The 20807-nt window shown below is 71.0% G+C and carries 20 protein-coding genes; 2 read left to right on the forward strand and 18 right to left on the reverse strand.

Annotated features, from left to right (window positions below; genetic code table 11):
• Positions 1 to 20: 20 nt before the first annotated feature.
• Positions 21 to 818: a DUF3109 family protein gene (locus AC30CM_RS01195; RefSeq protein ID WP_490114974.1), complete on the forward strand. Its 798-nt coding sequence runs from the start codon at positions 21 to 23 to the stop codon at positions 816 to 818.
• Here AC30CM_RS01195 and AC30CM_RS01200 read toward each other — a convergent pair.
• Positions 799 to 1758 (reverse strand): TIGR03621 family F420-dependent LLM class oxidoreductase, encoded by a 960-nt coding sequence (locus AC30CM_RS01200; protein ID WP_490114975.1) that lies wholly within the window; start codon positions 1756 to 1758, stop codon positions 799 to 801. The two genes, AC30CM_RS01195 and AC30CM_RS01200, sit on opposite strands and share 20 nt — an antisense overlap.
• Complete coding sequence (locus AC30CM_RS01205) at positions 1755 to 2855, reverse strand: class I SAM-dependent methyltransferase (RefSeq protein ID WP_490114976.1); 1101 nt, start codon at positions 2853 to 2855, stop codon at positions 1755 to 1757. The genes AC30CM_RS01200 and AC30CM_RS01205 overlap by 4 nt, the downstream gene beginning before the upstream one ends.
• Before the next feature lie 14 nt (positions 2856 to 2869).
• Between AC30CM_RS01205 and AC30CM_RS01210 the strand changes: the two genes are divergently transcribed.
• Positions 2870 to 3421 (forward strand): dTDP-4-dehydrorhamnose 3,5-epimerase family protein, encoded by a 552-nt coding sequence (locus AC30CM_RS01210; RefSeq protein WP_490114977.1) that lies wholly within the window; start codon positions 2870 to 2872, stop codon positions 3419 to 3421.
• Here AC30CM_RS01210 and AC30CM_RS01215 read toward each other — a convergent pair.
• The 16 genes from AC30CM_RS01215 to mshA all read right to left on the reverse strand — a co-directional run bounded on the left by AC30CM_RS01215 (position 3405) and on the right by mshA (position 20803).
• On the reverse strand, positions 3405 to 4433 hold the full coding sequence (locus AC30CM_RS01215) for an NAD-dependent epimerase/dehydratase family protein (protein WP_490114978.1): 1029 nt from the start codon (positions 4431 to 4433) through the stop codon (positions 3405 to 3407). The two genes, AC30CM_RS01210 and AC30CM_RS01215, sit on opposite strands and share 17 nt — an antisense overlap.
• Complete coding sequence (locus AC30CM_RS01220) at positions 4430 to 5110, reverse strand: PIG-L deacetylase family protein (RefSeq protein ID WP_490114979.1); 681 nt, start codon at positions 5108 to 5110, stop codon at positions 4430 to 4432. The genes AC30CM_RS01215 and AC30CM_RS01220 overlap by 4 nt, the downstream gene beginning before the upstream one ends.
• Positions 5107 to 5922 carry a sugar phosphate nucleotidyltransferase gene (locus tag AC30CM_RS01225; protein WP_490114980.1) on the reverse strand — a complete coding sequence of 272 codons (816 nt, stop codon included), beginning with the start codon at positions 5920 to 5922 and terminating at the stop codon, positions 5107 to 5109. Before AC30CM_RS01225 ends, AC30CM_RS01220 begins: the two co-directional genes overlap by 4 nt.
• A 6-nt stretch (positions 5923 to 5928) precedes the next feature.
• Positions 5929 to 7200, reverse strand: a complete 1272-nt coding sequence (locus AC30CM_RS01230; protein ID WP_490115048.1) for a methyltransferase domain-containing protein — start codon at positions 7198 to 7200, stop codon at positions 5929 to 5931.
• 80 nt (positions 7201 to 7280) lie between these two features.
• Positions 7281 to 9407 (reverse strand): hypothetical protein, encoded by a 2127-nt coding sequence (locus tag AC30CM_RS01235; protein ID WP_490114981.1) that lies wholly within the window; start codon positions 9405 to 9407, stop codon positions 7281 to 7283.
• Complete coding sequence (locus AC30CM_RS01240; RefSeq protein WP_490114982.1) at positions 9404 to 10201, reverse strand: glycoside hydrolase family 16 protein; 798 nt, start codon at positions 10199 to 10201, stop codon at positions 9404 to 9406. Before AC30CM_RS01240 ends, AC30CM_RS01235 begins: the two co-directional genes overlap by 4 nt.
• A 3-nt stretch (positions 10202 to 10204) precedes the next feature.
• Complete coding sequence (locus AC30CM_RS01245) at positions 10205 to 11512, reverse strand: lipopolysaccharide biosynthesis protein (protein ID WP_490114983.1); 1308 nt, start codon at positions 11510 to 11512, stop codon at positions 10205 to 10207.
• Positions 11509 to 12828, reverse strand: a complete 1320-nt coding sequence (locus AC30CM_RS01250) for a glycosyltransferase family 2 protein (protein ID WP_490114984.1) — start codon at positions 12826 to 12828, stop codon at positions 11509 to 11511. Before AC30CM_RS01250 ends, AC30CM_RS01245 begins: the two co-directional genes overlap by 4 nt.
• On the reverse strand, positions 12825 to 13808 hold the full coding sequence (locus tag AC30CM_RS01255; RefSeq protein WP_490114985.1) for a glycosyltransferase family 2 protein: 984 nt from the start codon (positions 13806 to 13808) through the stop codon (positions 12825 to 12827). The genes AC30CM_RS01250 and AC30CM_RS01255 overlap by 4 nt, the downstream gene beginning before the upstream one ends.
• Positions 13805 to 14686, reverse strand: coding sequence for a glycosyltransferase (locus tag AC30CM_RS01260; protein ID WP_490114986.1), 882 nt, complete (start codon positions 14684 to 14686; stop codon positions 13805 to 13807). The genes AC30CM_RS01255 and AC30CM_RS01260 overlap by 4 nt, the downstream gene beginning before the upstream one ends.
• A 12-nt stretch (positions 14687 to 14698) precedes the next feature.
• Positions 14699 to 15469 (reverse strand): glycosyltransferase family 2 protein, encoded by a 771-nt coding sequence (locus tag AC30CM_RS01265; protein ID WP_490115049.1) that lies wholly within the window; start codon positions 15467 to 15469, stop codon positions 14699 to 14701.
• Positions 15470 to 16113: 644 nt separating this feature from the next.
• Complete coding sequence (regX, locus tag AC30CM_RS01270; protein WP_490114987.1) at positions 16114 to 16800, reverse strand: two-component sensory transduction protein RegX; 687 nt, start codon at positions 16798 to 16800, stop codon at positions 16114 to 16116.
• Positions 16797 to 17996 carry a sensor histidine kinase gene (locus tag AC30CM_RS01275; protein WP_490114988.1) on the reverse strand — a complete coding sequence of 400 codons (1200 nt, stop codon included), beginning with the start codon at positions 17994 to 17996 and terminating at the stop codon, positions 16797 to 16799. Before AC30CM_RS01275 ends, regX begins: the two co-directional genes overlap by 4 nt.
• A 147-nt stretch (positions 17997 to 18143) precedes the next feature.
• Positions 18144 to 18884 (reverse strand): phosphoglyceromutase, encoded by a 741-nt coding sequence (locus AC30CM_RS01280; RefSeq protein WP_490114989.1) that lies wholly within the window; start codon positions 18882 to 18884, stop codon positions 18144 to 18146.
• Between the two features lie 72 nt (positions 18885 to 18956).
• Positions 18957 to 19487: a type III secretion system chaperone family protein gene (locus AC30CM_RS01285; protein ID WP_490114990.1), complete on the reverse strand. Its 531-nt coding sequence runs from the start codon at positions 19485 to 19487 to the stop codon at positions 18957 to 18959.
• Positions 19484 to 20803 (reverse strand): D-inositol-3-phosphate glycosyltransferase, encoded by a 1320-nt coding sequence (gene mshA, locus AC30CM_RS01290; protein ID WP_490115050.1) that lies wholly within the window; start codon positions 20801 to 20803, stop codon positions 19484 to 19486. The genes AC30CM_RS01285 and mshA overlap by 4 nt, the downstream gene beginning before the upstream one ends.
• Between the last annotated feature and the right edge of the window lie 4 nt (positions 20804 to 20807).

The following is a 20807-nucleotide window of genomic DNA, read 5'->3' on the forward strand; positions in this document are numbered from 1 at the left end:
CCACGGTAACGGGTCTACCGTTGCTTTCCGTGAGCGGATCGCATGTCCAGCACCATCCGGGCGAGGTGGAACTCGACTTCGCCCGCGAATGGGTGGAGTTCTTCGACCCCGAGAACCCCGAACACCTCATCGCCGCGGACATGACCTGGCTGCTGTCGCGGTGGACGTGCGTGTTCGGCACCCCCGCCTGTCAGGGCACCGTCGAGGGCCGGCCCGACGACGGCTGCTGCTCGCACGGCGCCTTCCTGTCCGACGACGACGACCGCGCGATGCTCGACGACGCGGCGGCCAAGCTCACCGCCGAGGACTGGCAGTTCCGGGACAAGGGTCTGGGACGCAAGGGCTACCTCGAGATGGACGAATACGACGGCAAGCCCAACCTGCGCACGCGCAAGTACAAGGGGGCCTGCATCTTCCTGAACCGGCCGGGATTTCCCGGCGGCATCGGCTGCGCGCTGCACTCCAAGGCACTCAAGCTGGGCGTGGAGCCGCTGACGATGAAGCCCGAGGTGTGCTGGCAGCTGCCGATCCGCCGCACGCAGGAGTGGGTGGAGCGTCCCGACGGCTCCGAGATCCTCAAGACCACCGTCACCGAATACGACCGGCGCGGCTGGGGTGAGGGCGGTGCCGACCTGCACTGGTACTGCACGGGTGACCCGAAGGCCCACGTGGGGCAACGCCCGGTGTGGCAGTCCTACGCCGCCGAGCTGACCGAACTGCTCGGGGAGAAGGCGTACGGCGAGCTGGCGGCGATGTGCAAGCGGCGCGGGGCGCTGGGCCTGGTGGCCGTGCATCCGGCTACGCGGGCTGCGCAGTGAGTTCACCGGCCGCGGCGAGTGCATCGATGATCAGCGCGGCGGACTCGACGTCGGGCCCCAGGTTCCAGTAGTCGATCCCGAAGCGGTCGCGCCACGTCAGCAACTGGTCGGCGCACTGCGCCGCCGTACCGACCAGCACCGCGGGGGAACCGCGCAGCGCGGGCCGCTCCGCGGCGAGGAGGTCGTCCCACGTCGACCGGTCGGTGGGGCGCCGCGGCCCGTCGGTGACCCGCACGTGGTAGCAGCTGAACTGCAGCACGGGCGTGCGTCTGCCGGCATCGTCGGCGGCGGCGCGCACGCGCGCCACCTTGGCGGCGACGGCGTCGGCCGACAGCTCGGCGAGGTGGCTGCGGTCCAGCACGCCGCCGGACATGCGCGGGTGCACGCCGACGATGTCGGCGCGCCTGCCCGCGAGGTCGAGCAGCCGTGGACCGCCCCCGCCGACCAGGATGGGCGGGCGCGGCCGCTGCACCGGACGCGGCAGCGCCTCCATCTGCCGCACCCGATAGTGCTCGCCCTCGAAGTCGACCGTCGGACCCGCGAAGTAGGCGCGCATGATCTCGATGGCCTCGGCCAGGCGGGCGATCCTGCGGCCGCTCGACTCGAACGGCAGGCCCAGCACGTGGAGGTCGGACGCCTGCCACCCGGCACCGAGCCCCACCTCGACGCGTCCGCCGGAGAGCACGTCGATGGTCGCGAGGTCCTTGGCCAGCAGCGCGGGATGCTGCAGCTCGTTCTGCGCCACCAGCGACATGATGCGCAGCGACGACGTCGAGGCCGCGGCGAAGGCCATGGCGGCGATCAGCCCCAGCTGCCAGCCCCGCGTGACGTGGTGGGACACCGCCAGCGTGTGATAGCCCAGGGCCGCGATGCGCTGCACGGCGGCCACCCAGGTCGGTCCGTCGTGGGTCAGCCGCGGCATGGGCGCGATGAACCTCACTCGCCGATCCCCACCATGAAGTCGGCGTCGAGTTTCCAGGTGCCGTCGAGTTCGGGGAATTGGGCCCGCAGTTCGGGCAGCAGGTCCGACAGCGTCAGCAGCACGCGGTCGGGCCGGGCCGCCACGAAATCGGCGGGCGCGATGATCGGCACGTCGGTGCCCGGCATGCGCCTGCCCTGCTTGGCGGGCGACGCATCGGCCACGGCGGTCACCAGCCGCGCGTCGATGCCCGCCAAGCTGAACAGCGCCACCGCCCGGGAGGCTGCGCCGTAGGCGTACACGGACAGTCCCGCGTCGGCCTGCTCCCGGAGCCAGCCCCGCAGCGCGGCTGCGCACCCGTCGGCCGCGCGCTGCAGCGCCGCCACCCGCTGGGGCGAGGTGACGCCCAGCGAGCGCTCGGCGGCCAGCGTCGCGGCGATCGAGTCGTCGGCGGACACGGGCGCATGGGTGACGGCCAGCAGCACCGTGCCGCCGTACAGGTCGTAGTGCCAGGCGTGTGCCGGGGCCAGTCCCGCCGCGCCGAGCAGCGCGCACAGCGTGGTCAACGAGTAGTACGCGAAGTGGCCGTGGCGCAACGCATTCCACTGACCTCGGCTGACGATGGTGCCGACGGCGTGGTACTGCAGCAGCAACACTCCCCCGGGTCGCAGCGCCGCGGCGCGCGCGGCGAACGCCGCCCGCTGGTCGGCGGCGTGCATGATGCCGAAGGAGTCGACGACCACGTCGGCCGGTTCGTCCGCCTGCGCGGTGCGGTACCCGCGGTCGTGCAGCAGCGGCAGCCAGCTGCCCCCGTGCGGGCTGCCGAACTCCCGCACCAGACCCCCGGTGAGCCACCCCGCCGCCGCGACGTCGGCGACGGCGGCGGCCGCCTGGTCCGTGAGCGCCTGCGGTTCCACGCCGCGCGGCTCCTGCACCGCGGTGTCGTCGTCGGCCAGCTGGACCAGGCCGCAGTGCGCACAGACATCCATGGCCAAGGGGTGCAACGGGTCCGGGACGTCCGCCGGTCCGGCGGGCGGAAACAGGTCGGCCGCGGGTACGGCGCCGAGGTCGACCGCACGCGTCAGTGCCGGTTCGGCACACCCTCGACAGCCGGTCATGGCACCATCACCGCGTGCGCATCGACACCACCGACCTCGACGGCCTCCTGGTCCTGACCCCCGAGCCGCACGTCGACGCGCGCGGGTTCTTCACCCGCACGTTCGACGCGCTGGAGTTCGACGCCCACGTCGGTGCGCCGCTGGCTGCGTCCTTCGTCCAGGACTCCCAATCCCGCACCGTGGCAGGCGGAGTGCGCGGCATGCACGGGCGGTCGGGGCGCGGTGAGGCCAAGCTGGTGCGCTGCGCCAACGGCGCGGTGCACGACGTCGTGATCGACATCCGCCGGGACTCGCCCACGTTCGGCCGTAACCAGTCTTTCCTGTTGGACGACAAGGACTTCCGCCACCTGTTCATCCCGCCGGGATTCCTGCACGGCTTCCAGGCGCTGACCGGCACCGCCGACGTGTGCTACCGCATCGACCGGCCGCACGACCCCAGCGAGGACCTCGCCGTGGCGCACGACGATCCCGACCTGGCGCTGGCGTGGCCCCTGCCGGTGTCGGTGCTCTCCGCACGCGATGCCGCCGCGGGTTCGTGGGCGGATCTGCTCACGCATTCGCCCTGACCCAGCGCATCGACTCGTCGAGCGCGCCGCGGTCGCGCAGCGCCGAGAGCCGGGCCAGCCGCGTGAAGTTCGCGGCGAACGCCTCGCCCGTCAACCCGAACGTGCGGTAGGCCTCGTAGAGTTCGGCCGCCCCCCACGGTACCGAGCACTGCGCCTGATATCCCACGGCCGCACGGAACTTCGCGAAGTCCACGCGGTAGGAACGCGGGTCGGCACCCGTCTCCCCGGTGATCTCGAGCGTGGCGCCGTCGACGACGTCGGCGACCGCCTGCGCGATCTCGGCCACCGTGACGTTGTTGGCCTCGTCGCCCACGTTGAACGCCTGGCAGTGCACGGCGGCCACCGGCGCCTCCAGCGCCGTCACGAATGCCGTGGCGATGTCGCGGGCGTGCACCAGGGGGCGCCACGGCGTCCCGTCGGAGAGCACCCGCACCACGCCCGTGGTGACGGCGTGGCCCACCAGGTTGTTCAGCACGATGTCGGCCCGCAACCGCGGCGAGTAGCCGAATGCCGTGGCGTTGCGCAGGAACACCGGCGAGAAGTCGTCGTCGGCCAGCGCCGCCACGTCGTCCTCGACCCGCACCTTGCTCTCGGCATACGGCGTCAGCGGGCGCAGCGGGGCGTCCTCGGTCACCAGGTCGTCGCCCGCGGCGCCGTACACCGAGCACGTCGACGCGTAGAGGAAGCGGCGCACCCCGGCGTCGCGGGCCAGCCGGGCCAGCCGCACCGAGGCGTGATGGTTGACGTCGTGGGTGATCTGGGGGGCCAGTGCGCCCAACGGATCGTTCGACAGCGCGGCCAGGTGCACCACGGCCTCGAACCCGGCCAGCTGCGCGGCGTCGACGTCGCGCAGGTCGGTGCCGATGGTCGGCACCTCGTGGGGCAGCGGGCCCAGGACGCAGTCGGCGAAGTACCCGGTGTCCAGCCCGACCACGTCGTGGCCGGCCTGCGCCAGCATGGGCACCATCACGGTGCCCAAGTAGCCCTGGTGGCCGGTGACCAAGATCTTCATGGCTGTCCCTTCGTTGGTCGAGGCGTCTCGCGCGGGGCGAACGAGACGGTCATCTTGTCCACGCAGAACGCCTCTGCGTACTCCGATTGGCAGTGCACGCCGCGCATCCGCGCCAGGCCGAGGAACGCCCGGTCGTCGAACCAGGCCCGGCCCCGCTGCGAGGGGTAGTGGGCGTGCAGCAGGCGCGACTTCTCCTCGGCGACACCGTCGGCGAGGGGGTGGAACACGGTGGGCCGCGGTGTGTCGGTCTCCCACTTGAGGATCTCGTAGCCCAGGATCGCGTGGTTGCGAAACTCGGTGGGCAGCAGCTCGGCGAGCAACCGGTGGTCCTGGTGGGCGTCGCGCGGCTGCGGTCCGAACACCAGATCCGGTGTCGCCGTGCGGCTCAGCGTCGCGAGCAACTCCTTGACCCGCGCCCAGTGGGCGGGCGCGCGACCGTCGGGCACGTCGGCGACGGTGACGTCGACGTCCGCGCCGGGACACAACGCCGCCAGGGCCGCGCGCTCCTCGGCCGCGCGGGGCGTGTCGCCTCCGGAGAGCACCAGCCCGCGCACCGTCAGGCCGGGACGCGCCCTCGCCAGCGTCAGCAGCGTGCCGCCCATGCCGATCGCGATGTCGTCGCAATGGGCGCCGACCACCACGATCTCGGTGAGACGCGATGCGTGCCAGTCGATCACGCGGACTCGGGCATGCGCGTCGCCAGCGTCGGCCGCGGGGCGCGTTCCCACAGCATCCACGGCCGGTCGCCGTGGTGGTAGCTGGCGTCGAGTTCCGCGCGTTCCTTGAACGTGTCGGCGGGCTTCCAGAAGCCCTCGTAGCGGTACCCGAACAGCTTGCCCTCGCCTGCCAGCTGCGTGCAGGCGTCGTTGACCAGACAGCCTCCTACGGGCAGGTAGTCGAACACCCGCTGGCTCAGCACGAAGAAGCCGCCGTTCTCCCACAGCGGCAGCTGCGAGACCGGGGTGATCTCCTTGACCTCACCGGAGGCGTTGACGTCGACGCAGTGAAACGACGACTGTGGCGGCACGATCATCATCGACGCCGTCGCGCCCGAGGCGCGGAACCGGGCGACCATGTCGTCGAGCGGGGCGTCGGTGAGCACGTCGGCGTAGTTGGCCAGGAAGTACTCGTCACCGTCGAGGTAGGGCCGGGCGCGGCGCAGGCGCTCGCCGATGGCCGACTCGACGCCGGTGTCGACGAACGAGATGGACCAGTCGCTGATGTCGGTCTTCATCAGCTCGACGCGACCGTTGCGCATGACGAAGTCGTTGGATGCGGCCTCGGAGTAGGTGAGGAAGTACTCCTTGATGTGTTCGGCGCCGTAGCCGAGACACAGCACGAACTCCTTGTGACCGAAGTGCGCGTAGTACCGCATGACGTGCCAGATCAGCGGGCGCGGACCGACCATCTGCATCGGCTTCGGCATGCCCTCACCGCTGTCGTTGCGCATCCGCATTCCGTAACCGCCGCAGAACAATACGACCTTCATGACGATCTACCTCCGACTCGAGATGGACAGGTCTTCCGACTCGGTCGAGCCGGCAACGTGCAGGGTCGGCATGGGGACCATCAGCTGGCCACCCCACTGCGCGACGTAGGACAACTGCTCGACGATCTCGGTCTCGAGATTCCACGGCAGGATGACGACGACATCGGGCCGGTCGGCGGCGATGCGGTCGGGATGGTGGATCGGGATGCGCGTGCCCGGCGTGAACCGCCCGTGCTTGTACGGGTTTCGGTCGACGGTGTACTCCAGCAGGTCCGGCCGGATGCCGCAGTAGTTCAGCAGCGTGTTGCCCTTGCCGGGCGCGCCGTAGCCCACCACGCGCTTGCCCGCGGCGCGGCAGTCGAGGAGGAAGCCCAGCAGCTCGTCGCGGACGCGGGCCGTGTGCTGCCGCAGCCGGTCGTAACCGGCGACGTCGTGCAGGCCGGCGGCGCTCTCCTGCTCCAGCAGTCGGCGCACCCGGTCCGACGGGGCGCCGGCCACCGCGGCGGGCCGCGCCCACACGCGCAGCGAGCCGCCGTGCGTGGTCAGGGTCTCGACGTCCACGACGGTCATGCCGCCGGTGGCCAGGGCGCGGATGGCGGTCAGCAGGGTGTAGTACTGGAAGTGCTCGTGGTAGATCGTGTCGAACTGCCCGGCTGCCACCAGGTTCAAGGCGTGGTGCACCTCGATGCTGAGCCAGCCGTCGTCGGCCAGCAGGGTGCGCAGCGACCGCGTGAAGCCCAGCAGATCCGGGATGTGGGCGTAGACGTTGTTGGCGATCACCAGGTCGGCGGGTCCGGACGTGGCACGGACGTCGCGCGCCAGCTCCTCGTCGAGGAACCCGGTGCGGGTGGGGACGCCGCGATCGACGGCCACCGCACCCACGTTGGTGGACGGTTCGATGCCCAGGCACGGGATCCCGGCGGCCACGGCGTGCTGCAGCAGGTAACCGTCGTTGCTGGCCACCTCGACCACGAACGAGTCACCGTCGAGGCCGAGGCGGGCGGCGGTCTGATCGAGGAACGTCTTGGCGTGCGCCACCCAGCTCTGCGAGAACGACGAGTAGTACGCGTACTCGGTGAACGTGTCCTCGGGCGTGATGAGCGCCGGGATCTGCAGCAGCAGGCAATCCCGACAAATCCGCAGGTGCAGTGGATGCGTCGTCTCGGGGAGATCGAGATCGGTTGCGGTGAGGAAGGATTCGCACGGTGGCGTGGCGCCCAGGTCGAGCACGCTGCCCAACCGTTCCGAACCGCACAGTCGGCACGGCGCGGTGGTCACCGAGGTGGGCTCCGAGGTGGGCGCCGCGGTGGTCGTCGAGGTGGTCGTCGAGGTGGTCGTCGAGGTGGTCGTCGAGATGGTCACTGTCCTTCTCCTGGGTCGGCCGGCGGTGCCGGCGGCTCCGGTACGTACCGGAAGATGGTCGTGTGGGGATCGCTGCGCCAGGTGGTCCAGCGCGGGCTCGCCCGGAACTGGTCTTCGAATCGCGAGACGTCCTGCTGCGACGCATAACCCAGGTATTCGTAGGCCGCGCGGGCCTGGTCGGTGAACACGAAGAACGTCGCGCCGGGCGTGGTGCGCGCCACCTCGGTCACGTCGTCGAACTGGCCGCGGTCCGGGAAGCCCATGAGGAACCCGGGCCACCGGTCGGCGATCGGGGTGTCGAACGCGTCGTCGAAACGGGCCAGCGCGACGAAGTCGGCCGTGGGCCGCGTGGGGAACCCCGAGGGTTGCAGGTTCCACACCGTGGCGGGGCCGTCGACGGCGTGCGGCAACGCCTCGGTGAGCGCCAGTTGCGACGACGTCTGCACGTTGAACGCCCACATGCCGTAGTAACCCTGCAGGCCGCCGACGGCGATGCCGCCCAACACCAGTGCCGTGACGCCCACACCGGCGCGCCGTCGCCACGGGCCGTCCGGCGTGCGGGCCAGTGCCCAGGTCGCCAGTGGCGCGATCAGCACGGCGCAGCCCGGCAGCGCGTACAGGTAGGTGCGGAAGACCGCCTCGCCGCCGTAGTCGTTGACGAACAGCAGCACGAACGGGCTGAACGCGATCAGCGCGGGCACGAGGTAGGGACGCTTGGTGCGCCACCAAAAGGCCAGCGCCACCACGGCCAGCAGGATCACGGCCGCCGACAGGCCGCGGCACGCCAGCGACGTGAAGACCTTGGCAGCCGATCCGACGTACTCGGCGTTGGTCTCGCTGTTGGCCACCGGGTTGGCGCCCGAGAACACCCCGTGCTTGAACACGATCTGCTGACGCGGATAGAGGTACCCCGCCAGCACGGCGCCGTACGGCAGCACCAGCCAGGCCGGGCGGACCCTGCGGGTCAGCGTCAGCAGCACGAGGAGCCCGAAGAGCCAGAACGGGGTGAGCTGGTGGGTGGGCACGATCGCGGCGAAACCGATGAACGCCAGCACGTGCGCCGCCGCCGAGCCTTCACCCGACACCAGCAACGTGACCACGGCGACGCCCATCGCGAACGCCAATGCCTGCGGCGAATAATAGTCTTGGCCAACCCAATTCGCGAGTTCCATGACGAACGCCGCAACGAGTGCCTGCGCGCGGCCGAGCCCGAGGGCCCGCGCCAGCACGCCCACCAACACGGCGAGCACCACGTGCGTCACGGGTGCGAACCAGTGCGCGACGGTCAGCGGGTCGACGGTGGTGACGCTCGACATCCACGCCAACGACGTGAAGGCGGCGGGCCATTCGCGATAGATGTCCACGCCGGTGGGTGGCAACGCGTGGTGCACCAGCAGGTAGTCCACGATGCCGACGTGCTTGTACGTCCACGCATAGATCGGCAGATCCGTGATGGCCGTGACGGTTCCGCGGATGACGGTGATGGTGGCCATCAGCACGGCCCCCGCCGCGACGAGGCGGCCGGCCCGCACCGCGGTGACGAACGCGCACACCAGCGCCACGGCGACCGGGGCGAGCACGAAGCCGGTGCCGGAGAACAGCAGACCCAGCGGCGACCCGGCGTCGGCCATGCCCGGCAGTGCGGCCACCCACACGCCGAGGGCCACCGCCGCCGTCAGCAGCGGACCGCTGGGGCGCCACCGCAGCACCGCGGTCGCGACGGTGGCCGTCTGGAACCGGATCTCGTCGCGACGGCGGAGCGACACGGTGGCCGACGCCATGACCGCGCCCACGAGCGCGAGCAGCAGTTGCACCGGCGCCCACACGCCGACCCACGCCAGCGCGGCGGTGGCGGCCGTCATCGTCGACAGGCCGACGAGCGGGACGGCGGCCGCACGGGCCGGGCCGCGCAACCGGGTCCACGCGACGGTCGCCAGTCCGGGCCCGGTCAGCACGAAGACCAGCAGCAGCGCGCCACGCAGTCCCGACGGCCCGGGCAGCGCCGCCGCCAGACCCGCCACCGCGGACACCAGCGCGCCCACCTCAACGGCGCCCGCGGGGGCGCGGTGTCGCGGGAGCGCCGCAGCGATCCCGTGGTGTGTCCGCATCGCGACGTCGGTCATTGCGACACCCGCACCCACGCCACCGTCATCGTCGCCGGGAAGGTGGTGTCCGCGCCCACGGGGCCCGGCCAGTCCCCACCGACGGCGACGTTGAGCAACAGGTAGAACGGCTTGTCGAACACCCAGCGCTGCCCGGGTGCGAGCTGGCTCTCCTGCAGCACGGTCGTCGTCTGGTCGTCGATGCCGTAGGTCAGCCGGCCCGGGTCGCGCTGCACCCAGTAGGTGTGGAAGTCGTCGACGAAGGCCGGGTCGATGGTGCGCGAGCCCTCCAGCTTGTAGGCGGTGCCGTCGGCGTCCGGGCCGATGGCACCGTTGTGCACGAACGTCGGCTCGCCGATGGTCTCCATGACGTCGATCTCGCCACTGGCGGGCCAGCCGACCCGACCGTTGTCGGTGCCGAGCAACCAGAACGCCGGATGCAGCCCGGTGCCCCGCGGGGCCTTGATGCGTGCCTCCACCCGACCGTGCGTGAACGCGAACTTGCCCTTGGTGGTCAACCGCGCCGACGTGACGCGGTCGCCGTCGCGACGCGCCTCGATGAGCAGGTTGCCCGCACCGTCCAGGCGCGCGTTCGCGGTGTCGGTGGTGTAGTCCTGCTGCTCGCCGTTGCCCCAGCCGGTGGCGCCGACGTCGTAGCCCCACAGCCGGGAGTTCGGCGGCGCCCCAGCGGGTCCGTCGAAGTCGTCGTAGAGGGCCTCGGCGTTCGCCCGGCCGTGCGTGAACGTCACGATCGAGATCACGACGGCCACCACCACCGCGACGCTGGGAAGCGCCCACCGCCAGAACACCTTCATCTCCTATCCACCCGTCCTCGGGGCGATCTCGTCGGATGCGTCGCCGGGTTCGGCGACCATGGCGCGGTAGCGCGCCACGGTGGGCGCGACCAGGACCACCGTCGCCATGGCCTCCGCCGCCAGGAACGCCCACCCCACGCCGTCCAGGCCGCGCGAGCGGGTCAGCAGCAGCGAGCCGCCGACGATGACGGCGGTCACCGCGACCCGGACCACCAGGAACGGCAACAGCCGCTGGCGAATTCGTGCGAACGCCTCGTACACGTCGTTGACGGCGGCCAACGGCAGGAATGCCGCGGCCAAGAACAGCAGGTCCTGGCCGTTGGCCCGGTAGTCCGGGCCCGCCAGGCCGAGCACCAGGGGCCCGACGGTGACCAGACCGGCGCTGACGACGACCGCCACGGCGGTCTGCATGCGCACCATCCGGCGGGTCAGCGACGCGGTGCGGTCCGGATGTCCGGCCACCTCGGCCACGTAGGGGCTGACCACCAGGTGCAGCAGCAGGTAGGCAGCCGAGACCATGGACCACGTCACCGCGAAGTACGCGTTGGCCGCCGCACCGAGCGTCGTGATCACGATCAACGGAACCACCAGCGGACCGATGGTCCACAGCGCCGAAATGCCGAAGGAGGGACCGAGATAGGCCCACATGCGACGCGCCGACGGCAGGTCGGGCGGCGCGAGGAACTGCGGGTCCACGGTCACGCGCCTGCGCAGGGCGGCACCGGTGAGCGCCACCGCGACGGCGGCGGTGCACGTCCAGGCGGCCACGATGGTGCCTGCGAAGGCCGACCCCACCAGCGCCGCCAGCGCGGCCAGCTTGGCCACCGCGTGACCGAGGTTCTTGGCCGCCGCCCACCGGGCCACGCCGGCCCCGGAGCACACCTTGTCCTGCAAGGCGAACAGCGCGAGCACCAGCACCACCAGCGGGAATGCGGCCATGGCCCCACCGGATCCGAACAGCGCATCGCGCGGGCCCAGCACCACCATGCCCGTGCCGGCCAGCAGCGCCGTACCCGCGACGATCAGGTGGCCGCGCGCCACCAGACGCCCCGCCCCGGTGCCCGCCACCGGCAGGAAGCGCTCGAACAGCGTGTCGATGCCGACCAGCGCCAGCGTGGACAGCATCAGCGCAGAGTTGATCCACGCCGCCGCCACGCCCACCTCGTCGGCGGGCACCAACCGTGCCACCACGCTCCAGAACGCCAAACCCAGCAGGCCCGTCGCCACCGAGGACACCAGCAGCGCAACGGTGTTCACGCGCAGGTTCTGGTCGGCTCCGGTGACGATGCGGACCTCGACGGCCTCGGTCATGTCGTCACCCCCCGCAGCGGCGTCGCGCGTCGGCCGTCGCGCCGCGCTGCGCGGAACGCCCGGGCGCCTGCGAACACCGCACGCCAGTCCCACGTTCCGAGGCCGTCGGGCAGCAGCGCGGCGATGTCGTCGTCGGGCAGCGTGCTCGACGACGCCCCCCGGACGTGGGCGGCCAGCGCGGGCGCCCGACGGATGCTGGTGGCGAACGCATGTCGCGCGAGCGTCGGGCGGCTGGCGACCTTGGCCAGCCACGCGCCCATGCCCATGTCGTAGTCCTTGGCCTGCTGGAGCAGCAGATCGGCGCTGGCGCGATGCCGGTGCCACACGATGGCGGCGGGTTCCCGGGTCAGGTGCGCACCGCCGAGCAGGATGCGCACGAACATGTCGAGGTCCTCGCCGCCGCGCGTCGGCGCACCCGCCCCCAGCGCCTCGTCGAAGCCGCCCAACTCGAAGGCCGCTCCGCGGTCGAGCGCGAAGTTGGCGCCGGTGCCGAAGTGGCCGACCGCGAACGGGAACAGCGGGATGTCGTCGGGCGGGGCGGTCACGTCGAAGGTGCGCCGCCGCACCGGACGCGACCAACCGGCCATCCGGTCGAAGTACGTCTGGGCCGGGGTGCGCAGTTCGGCCGCGGGCACCCAGCCGCTGACGCACGCCACCGAGGGCGACGCGAAGCCGGTCGCCAGTTCGGTCAGCCAGTGCCGATCCACGACGACGTCGTCGTCGGTGAAGGCGACGATGCGGCCCTCGGCGGCGCGCAGCCCGGCGTTGCGCGCACGGGACAGCCCGGGCCGGGGCTCGTCGACCACGCGGACGCCGGCATCACCGAGCGCTTCGACGTACCGCCGCGTCGCATCGGTACGGGCCGCGTTGTCGACGACGACGACCTCGAAGTCGGGATACTCCAGTGCCCGCAGCGATGTCACGGCGTCGCGCAGCATCTCGACGCGGTCGCGCGTGCAGAGCACCACGCTGATGCTCGGGGCGGTACCCGCTCTGGCATTCGGGGCGGTACCCGCTCGTGCGGCCCGCGGATCCCGCCGCGCGGCAGCGTCGGCCAGGACACGCAGCCCGGCCAGGTCGATCGTCCCGTCGACGACGCGTGCCTCGGCGAAACCGATGGGACCGTCGGCATCGCGGAGCAGGATGCGGGCATGCCGGAACGGTTCGCCACCGACGAGTTCGGCGCTCGAGTGCCCGGCGGCCAGCGCGGCGTCGACGTCGTCGCGCCAGATCTCCCCGATCCAGCGGGCTCCGTCCCAGGCGGGTGCCGACCCGGTCATGATGGGACGCAGTGCGAGTGCCGAGAGTGCGGTCACGTCGTCACCCGACCCCGGCGGACGTGGGCGGCACGACCACGCGCGTACCCCGCAGCGGTGACGGCCAGCCCGGCGATCACCGTCGCAGCCCGCGCCGCACCGGTGAGGTTGCGGGCCGCCACGCCGCGGCGCACCGCCCGCGGTAACACCGAAGTGGTGTAGGACTTCTCGGCGCTCAGTGAGGCCTGGGGGCCGACGAACGCCGCGACGACCGCCTTCGAGGTGCCTTCGTGATAGCACCGCCGCAGGAAGTACTTCAGCGTCGTGCGGTCCCGTGACACGTAGTGGTCCACGCGCGCGGCCGGGTCGAGCAGCACCCGCTGCGTCGGCAGGCCGGCGTGCAACCGGATGAAGAACTCGGTCTCCTCGCCACCCACGGGCAGGGTGCCCACGCGCCCGAGGTCGGAACGGAAGCCCCCCACCTGGTCCAGCGCGGAGCGTCGCACGGACATGTTGCAGCCGATGGGGTTTCGCACCGTCGCCACCCGGGTGGGCTGACCCACGTAGCTGCACCCCACCACCCAGTCGAACTCCCTGGGCAGCCAGGATGGCCGCCGCTGCGGCCACACCGGCGCGGCGTGCCCGCCCACGGCGGCGACCTCGGGGTCGCGGTAGTGCACGAGCAGCGACGCCGCCCAGCCGGGGTGTACGGCGGCGTCGTCGTCGACGAACGCGACCACGTGGCCGATGGCCACGGCGACACCGGAATTGCGTGCGCCGCTGAGCCCCCGGGTCTGCGCGTTGGGTACCGCCGTCACCCGAGCGTCGGCGCCGTAGCGTTCGAGCACGAGCCGGTGCAGTTCGTCGCAGTGGTCGAGCACCACGATCAGTTGGGTCACCGCGTCGCCCTCGGCGAGCACGGAATCGACGGCGCGGCACAGGTCGTGCCAGCGGCGGGTGGTGTAGGCGCAGATGACCACCGACAGCGTCGGCGCGTCACGCACGGTGGCGGCGTCGGCCACCTGGACGTCGCGGATCACGGCATGCCTCCCGACGCCGACGCGGCGGACCGACGGCGGGCGCTCGCCCGCCGCCACGTGCTCCACGCGTACAGCCCGTCCCGCCGCAGTTGCATGTCGACGGCCCGCACGCGACCGAAAGCGCTGTCGCGGGCGGTGATTCCCCACCGCGGATCGGTCGCCAGGGTGGCGACGATCTCCACCTGCTCGGCCCGCTGTGCGCGGCTCGAGGTGCGGGCGGTGGCCGAATCGCAGGTCAGGCGGAACGCAGCCAGCGTCTCGGGCACGCCGTAGAACGCCCCGTGCGCCAGCATGCGGATCCACAGGTCCAGGTCGGTGACGAACCGCGGACCGGAGCGGAAACCGCCGACGCGATCGAACAGGCTGCGCCGGAACATCGTGGCGACCGGTGCGCCGATCGGGTTGGTGCCACTGCGCACGACGGCCCTGGCGACCTCGCAGGCGTTGCGCACACCCGTGATTCCCGCCAGCCCGCGCGCCGGGCGCATCAGGGCACCGTCGTCGTCCACGAAGTCGGTCCGGGCCGACACCAGCACCACGTCGTCGCGCCGATCGAGGACGTCGGCCTGAGTGCGCACGCAACCGGGATGCAACAGGTCGTCGGCACAGACGAGTTTGACGTAGCGTCCGGTGGTCCGGCGCACGGCGGCGTTGAAGTTGTCGGCCATCGGCAGCGTCTGCTCGTTGCGCACGACGGTCAGCCGCGCGTCGTCGAACGATGCCAGGACGTCCGCGGTGCCGTCGGTGCTGTGATTGTCGACGACGACGACCTCGAGCGACGACTCGTCCTGCGCCAGAATGCTGGTCAGCGTCTGGGCGATGTGCTGCTCGGCCTGGTATGCGGGCACGCAGACCGAGACCGTCGGAGCGGCGGTCATGGTGGCCTTCGGTCAGCTCGCCTTGATGGCGGCGTTGTCGGTGGTGATGGCTTGGACGAGGCGGCCGGACAACCCCGCGTCGTGGTCGCGCACCACGGTGCGCAGCACGCGGATGCCGTCGCGGATGGCCCGTAGGTTCGACTGACCGTGCCGGCGCGGCATTTCCATGCTCGGGACCTCGGTGACGCGCAGCCCACCCTGCATGGCGCGCACGATCATCTCGGCCTCGATCTCGAAGCCCGTCGCCGACAGCGACAGCACCTCGAGGTAGCGCCGGTGGAAGGCGCAGAATCCGTAGCAGAGGTCGGTCAGGTCACCGCCGTACAACCGGTTGAACACGGCCATGAGGAACTTGTTGCCCAGCCGGCGGAACGGCGTGATGTCCAGCGAGCCTCCGCCGCAGATGAAGCGCGAGCCCTTGACGAAGTCGAAACCGTTGGCCAGGTAGTGCAGGAAGTGCCGGATCTCCTGGGGGGCCATGCTGCCGTCGGCGTCCATCATGACGATGACGTCGCCGGTGGCGGCGGCGAAACCGGTGCGCAGCGCGCTGCCCTTGCCGGTGCCCTTCTGCTGCACCACGCGGATGTCCGGGCGGCAGCTCTTCGCGGTGATCACGGTGGCGTCCGTGGACTTCCCGTCGACGAGGATGATCTCGTCGACGTCGTCGGTGACCTGTTCCAGGACCCAGGCGATGTTGCGCGCCTCGTTGCGCACCGGGATCACCAGGCTCGTGGTCAGGCGCGTGCGGGGTCGCAGCGGCGACACCGCCGCCGCGGGACGGATCCCGACGTCCAGGACGTCGACGGGCGGAACACCGTTGGACGTCACGGCGCCGTGCCCGTTCGATGTCGTCTTCTCAGACACGAGCGTCTCTCCGATCTGTTGGCCGCAGACGCCGTTGACGGTCTCCGGACCGCCTCACCCGGGACGGGCCGATCACGCGCCTGCAAATATTTACACGTTTGCCAGATACTGCTGAGCGCCTTGCCGGGCGATTCTCAAAGCAAGCTCACGGGGCTTCCAGCGACCCGCAGGCAAAGTATTTCAGAAATTGATCGTCGATGCCAACCGTTGCATACGATTGGTATGTAGTGACCGTCGGTGTCATTTTGCACTGATGGAAGGCCTATGGCGTGGCTTGGATCACATCGACGGACCGGGCGAGCCCGAGATTCTGCACCCGTGGCTGCGGTTTCAGCAATCTTCAGCCCGATCGGGTTAGCCGGCGATGGATCGGCGCGCCGGTCGACGGTAGGCCGTCGCCGAGACGCTGCTGGCCAACTCGACGTCGAGGAACATCGCTGCTCACCGGCACCCCGAGCGAAACCGCGAGGAGGCGTCGTCGCCCGATCGGGCGCAGCACGAAACCGGCGGGTCCACCCTGAGGCAGACCCGCCGGCGAGGCAGTTCGATGACGTTGCGGGCGATCAGCCCTCGAGCTTGTATCCCAGGCCGCGCACCGTGACCAGGTGCACCGGGTTGGCCGGGTCGCTCTCGATCTTCGACCGCAACCGCTTCACGTGCACGTCGAGGGTCTTGGTGTCGCCGACGTAGTCGGCACCCCACACCCGGTCGATCAACTGGCCGCGCGTCAGCACCCGGCCGCTGTTGCGCATCAGATACTCCAGCAGATCGAACTCCTTGAGCGGCAACGTAATCGGCTCACCGTTGACCGCCACGACGTGGCGCTCCACGTCCATGCGCACCGGCCCGGCCTCCAGCACGCCATCGGCGATGCCCGTCTCGTCGGGATCGGCGCCGCGGCGCAGCACGGCCCGGATGCGGGCGATCAGCTCGCGCGCCGAGTACGGCTTGGTGACGTAGTCGTCGGCACCCAGCTCCAGCCCGACCACCTTGTCGATCTCGCTGTCGCGCGCGGTGACCATGATGACCGGCACGCTCGACCGCGACCGCAGCTGCTTGCACACGTCGGTGCCGCTCATGCCGGGCAGCATGAGGTCGAGCAGCACGATGTCGGCACCGGAGCGTTCGAACTCGGCGAGCGCAGACGGGCCGTCGGTGACGACCGTCGCCTCGAACCCCTCCTTGCGCAACAGGAAGGCCAACGGGTCGGCCAGTGACTCTTCGTCTTCGACGATCAACACACTGGTCATGAGTGTGGGTGGTCCTCTCGTTCGTGATACTCGTCGGGTTCGTCGGGCTCGTCGGGGAAGGGATAGACCGGGATCGACAACGTGAACGTCGACCCCGTGCCCGGCTGGCTCCACAGCCGGATGGACCCGTTGTGGTTGGCGGCCACGTGCTTGACGATGGCCAGGCCGAGGCCGGTGCCACCGGTGGCCCGGGACCGCGCCTTGTCGACCCGGAAGAACCGCTCGAACACCCGCTCCTGATCGGCACGGGCGATGCCGATCCCGCGGTCGGTCACCGCGATCTCGACGTTGTCACCGCGGCGCCTGCGCGAGATGGACACGCCGGAACCCTTCGGGGAGTAGGCGATGGCGTTGGACACCAGGTTGGCGATCGCGGTGACCAGCAGCGGTTGGTCGCCCAGCACGCGATACCCCGTCGGCGCATCGGTCGTGATGTCGATCTCGGCCGTGTCCGCGGCCACCTTGTACCGCGAGAGCGCCTCGGCCACCACGCCGTCGACGTCCACCGCCTCCAGATCCGGCAGCGGATCGGCGCCCTGCAACCGCGACAGCTCGATCAGTTCGCCCACCATGTTGGCCAACCGGTTGGACTCCACGACCATCTTCTTCGCGAAGCGGTCCACCGTCTCGGGATCGTCGGACGCCGACAGCAGCGCCTCGGCGAGCACCCCCATGGCGGCGACGGGCGTCTTCAGCTCGTGGCTCACGTTGGCCACGAAGTCGCGCCGCGTGGCCTCCATCCTGGCGTGCTCGGACTGGTCGTCGACGTAGACCACGGCGAAACGCCGATCGGCCTCGGTGAGCAGCCGCACGTGGCCGCGCACGTGCAACCCGTGGCGTCCCTGCGTGCGCACCGAGGCCAGGTCGACGTCGACGTCGTCGCCGGTGGCCAGGGTGCGCTGCGCCGCGGCCCACGCGCGGTCGTCGAGCAGCCGGTCGCGGACCAGACCCAGTTGGGTGGCCCGGTCGTTCATGTAGACGACGTCACGGAAGTTGTCGACGACGACGATGCCCACGGGCGACTGCGCCACCACGTGGGCCAGCATCTCGGAGATGGTCAATCCCGACGACGCCGCGGCACGACGCTCCTGGCGGGCGCGGAGTCGCGGCATCAGCACCGCTGTCAGCGCGGCGCCGAGCGCCAGCGCAAGCAGTGCCACGACTGCCGACAGCAGCAGTGCGGACGCCACACTCACGGGCAAATCGTACGCACGCGGTGAACGTCATCCCAGCAGCGTGCGGCCAAATCGGGACACGTCACACACTCAAACACAGGTGTTTGGCGGGCGTTCACCTGCGTTCACCCCGCGTTCAGCCGAACCGGCCGGACCGCACTCGCCGACCTACTTCGCGCCCTGCGCGGCCACCGCGGCCGCCCCCGCGGCCGCAGCCTCGGGATCGAGGTACCGGCCGCCCGGCACCGTCGGCTTGAGGTCGCCGTCCAACTCGTAGACCAGCGGGATGCCGGTGGGGATGTTCAGCCCGACGACGTCGGCGTCGGACATGCCGTCGAGGTACTTCACCAGGGCGCGCAGCGAGTTGCCGTGAGCGGCGATCAGCACGGTCCGGTCGGCCCGCAGATCGGGGACGACGGCCTGCTCGAAGTAGGGCACGAACCGCTCCACCACGTCGGCGAGGCACTCCGTGAGGGGCCCCCCGCCGATGTCGGCGTAGCGGGGATCGGCGTCCTGACTGAACTCGCTGCCCTTCTCGATGGGTGGCGGCGGGGTGTCGTAGCTGCGGCGCCAGGCCATGAACTGCTCTTCGCCGTACTTGGCCAGGGTCTCGGCCTTGTCCAGACCCTGCAGCGCGCCGTAGTGACGCTCGTTGAGCCGCCAGTTGCGGTGCACGGGGATCCACAGCCGGTCGGCGGCGTCGAGGGCCAGGTGCGCGGTGGTGATGGCGCGGCGCAGCAGCGAGGTGTACAGCACGTCGGGCAGCACGCCCTGCTCGGCGAGCAGCGTGCCGCCGCGCGCCGCCTCGGCACGCCCCTTGTCGGTGAGGTCGACGTCCACCCAACCGGTGAACAAGTTCTTCGCGTTCCATTCGCTCTCGCCGTGGCGGAGCAGCACCAGCGTGGCCATGACGTCATCCTGTCATGGCGGAGCGCGTCGCGCGGCGACCGCCGGCGCCGAAATGGCGGGAGCGTCCCGAAGCTAGGGACCCGCCTCGCCGTCGTCGCCCTCGTCGATGAGGTGCTCGAACGCCTTGAGGTTCTTCAACGACTCACCGCGGGAGACCCGCCACTCCCACTCCTTCTGGATCGAGGAGCGGAAGCCCAGTTCCAGCAGCGTGTTGAAGTCGGAGTCGACGGCGTCGAGCACCTGGCCCAGCACGCGGTCGATCTCGTCGGGCGTGACGGCGTGCAGCGCCATCCGGCCCACCAGGTACACGTCACCCATGTTGTCCAACGTGTAGCTCACGCCGTAGAGCTTGCGGTTGCGGCGCAGCAGGAAGCGGTAGACGCCCTCGGCGTTCTCGTCGGGCCGACGGCACACGAACGCCTCGACCCGCACCGAGTGGTCGCCGATGCGCAGGATGGTGTTGGTCTTGAGCTTGCGTTCCCCCGGCAGCGCCACCACCACGCCGGGTTCGCCATTGCGGCCGCCCTGGTGGAACGAGTACTCGAGGTCGTGCTGCTTGAGCGTGTCCTCGATGGTGTGGCGGATGTCGTGTGCGGTGGTCATGCGCGCACCCCGCGCCGCAGCGACAACCGGCGGCGGTCCCGGCGCGGTGCCACGTCGCGGCGGGCGTGCCGCGCCTGGTGCTCGCTGATCGCCCGCCCGTAACTGGCCAGCAGGCCGTCGACGGTGTGCCCCCAGGAGAACGTCGCGGCGTGCGCGTGGGCGGCGCCGGCCAGGGCACCCCTGCCCTGGCGCAGTACGCCGTCGAGGGCGGCGGCCCAGTCGTCGGCGTCGTGCGTGCGCACCAGCGCACCGCTGACGCCGTCCCGGACGGCCACCGGCAGGCCGCCGACCGCGGCCGCGACGACGGGGGTGCCGCAGGCCTGCGCCTCGACGGCCACCAACCCGAACGACTCGGCATGACTGGGGACGGCGACGACGTCGGCGGCCCGGTACAGCTCGACCAGTCGATCGCGGCTCTGGGCAGGAAGGAAGGTCACGCGTTCGGTGATACCCAGCTCTGCGGCAAGCCGAACCAGACCGTCGGGATTGGCGAGGCCCGAACCGGACGGGCCGCCCGCGATCACCACGCGGACGCCGGGCAGCAGGGCCGCCGCGCGCAGCAGCACGTCGGGCGCCTTGAGCGGCTGGATGCGGCCCACGAATGCCACCACCTGCTCGTCGACCGACAGCCCGAGCGCGGCGCGGGCGGCGTCGCGATCGCCTGGCGTGAAGGTCTGCAGGTCGACACCGGGGTGCACCACGTCGATGCGGTCCGGATCGGCGTGGTGCAGCGAAACCAGTTCGCGCGCTTCGTATTCGGTGTTGACGATCAGACGGTCGGCCTCGTCGACCACCTGCTGCTCCCCGACCGCGCGCAACGGCGGTTCGGGCTGGTCTCCTGCGGCCAGGGACGCGTTCTTGACCGCGGCCAGGGTGTGCGCGGTGTGCACCAGCGGCACCGCCCACCGGTCGCGGGCCAGCCAGCCGACCTGCCCGGAGAGCCAGTAGTGCGAGTGCACCACGTCGTAGTACCCCGGCTCGTGGGTCGCCTCGGCGCGCAGCACCCCGGCCGTGAACGCACACAGTTGGGTGGGCAGATCGTTCTTGTCCAGCCCCTCGAACGGGCCCGCGACGACGTTGCGGACCAGGACGCCCGGCGCGACGCGCACCACCGGTGCGTCGCTGGAGGTGGTGGCCCTGGTGAAGATCTCGACCTCCACGCCGCGGCGCGCCATCTCGAGCGCGCTCTGCAGGACGTAGACGTTCATTCCGCCGGCGTCACCGGTACCCGGCTGGGCCAGCGGTGAGGTATGGACCGACAGGACGGCGACACGCACCACCCCATCCTTACACCGCGGGATGTTCGCCCTCGTCAGCGGT

This window comes from Mycobacterium sp. DHQP2018-32-09, from assembly GCF_058148405.1.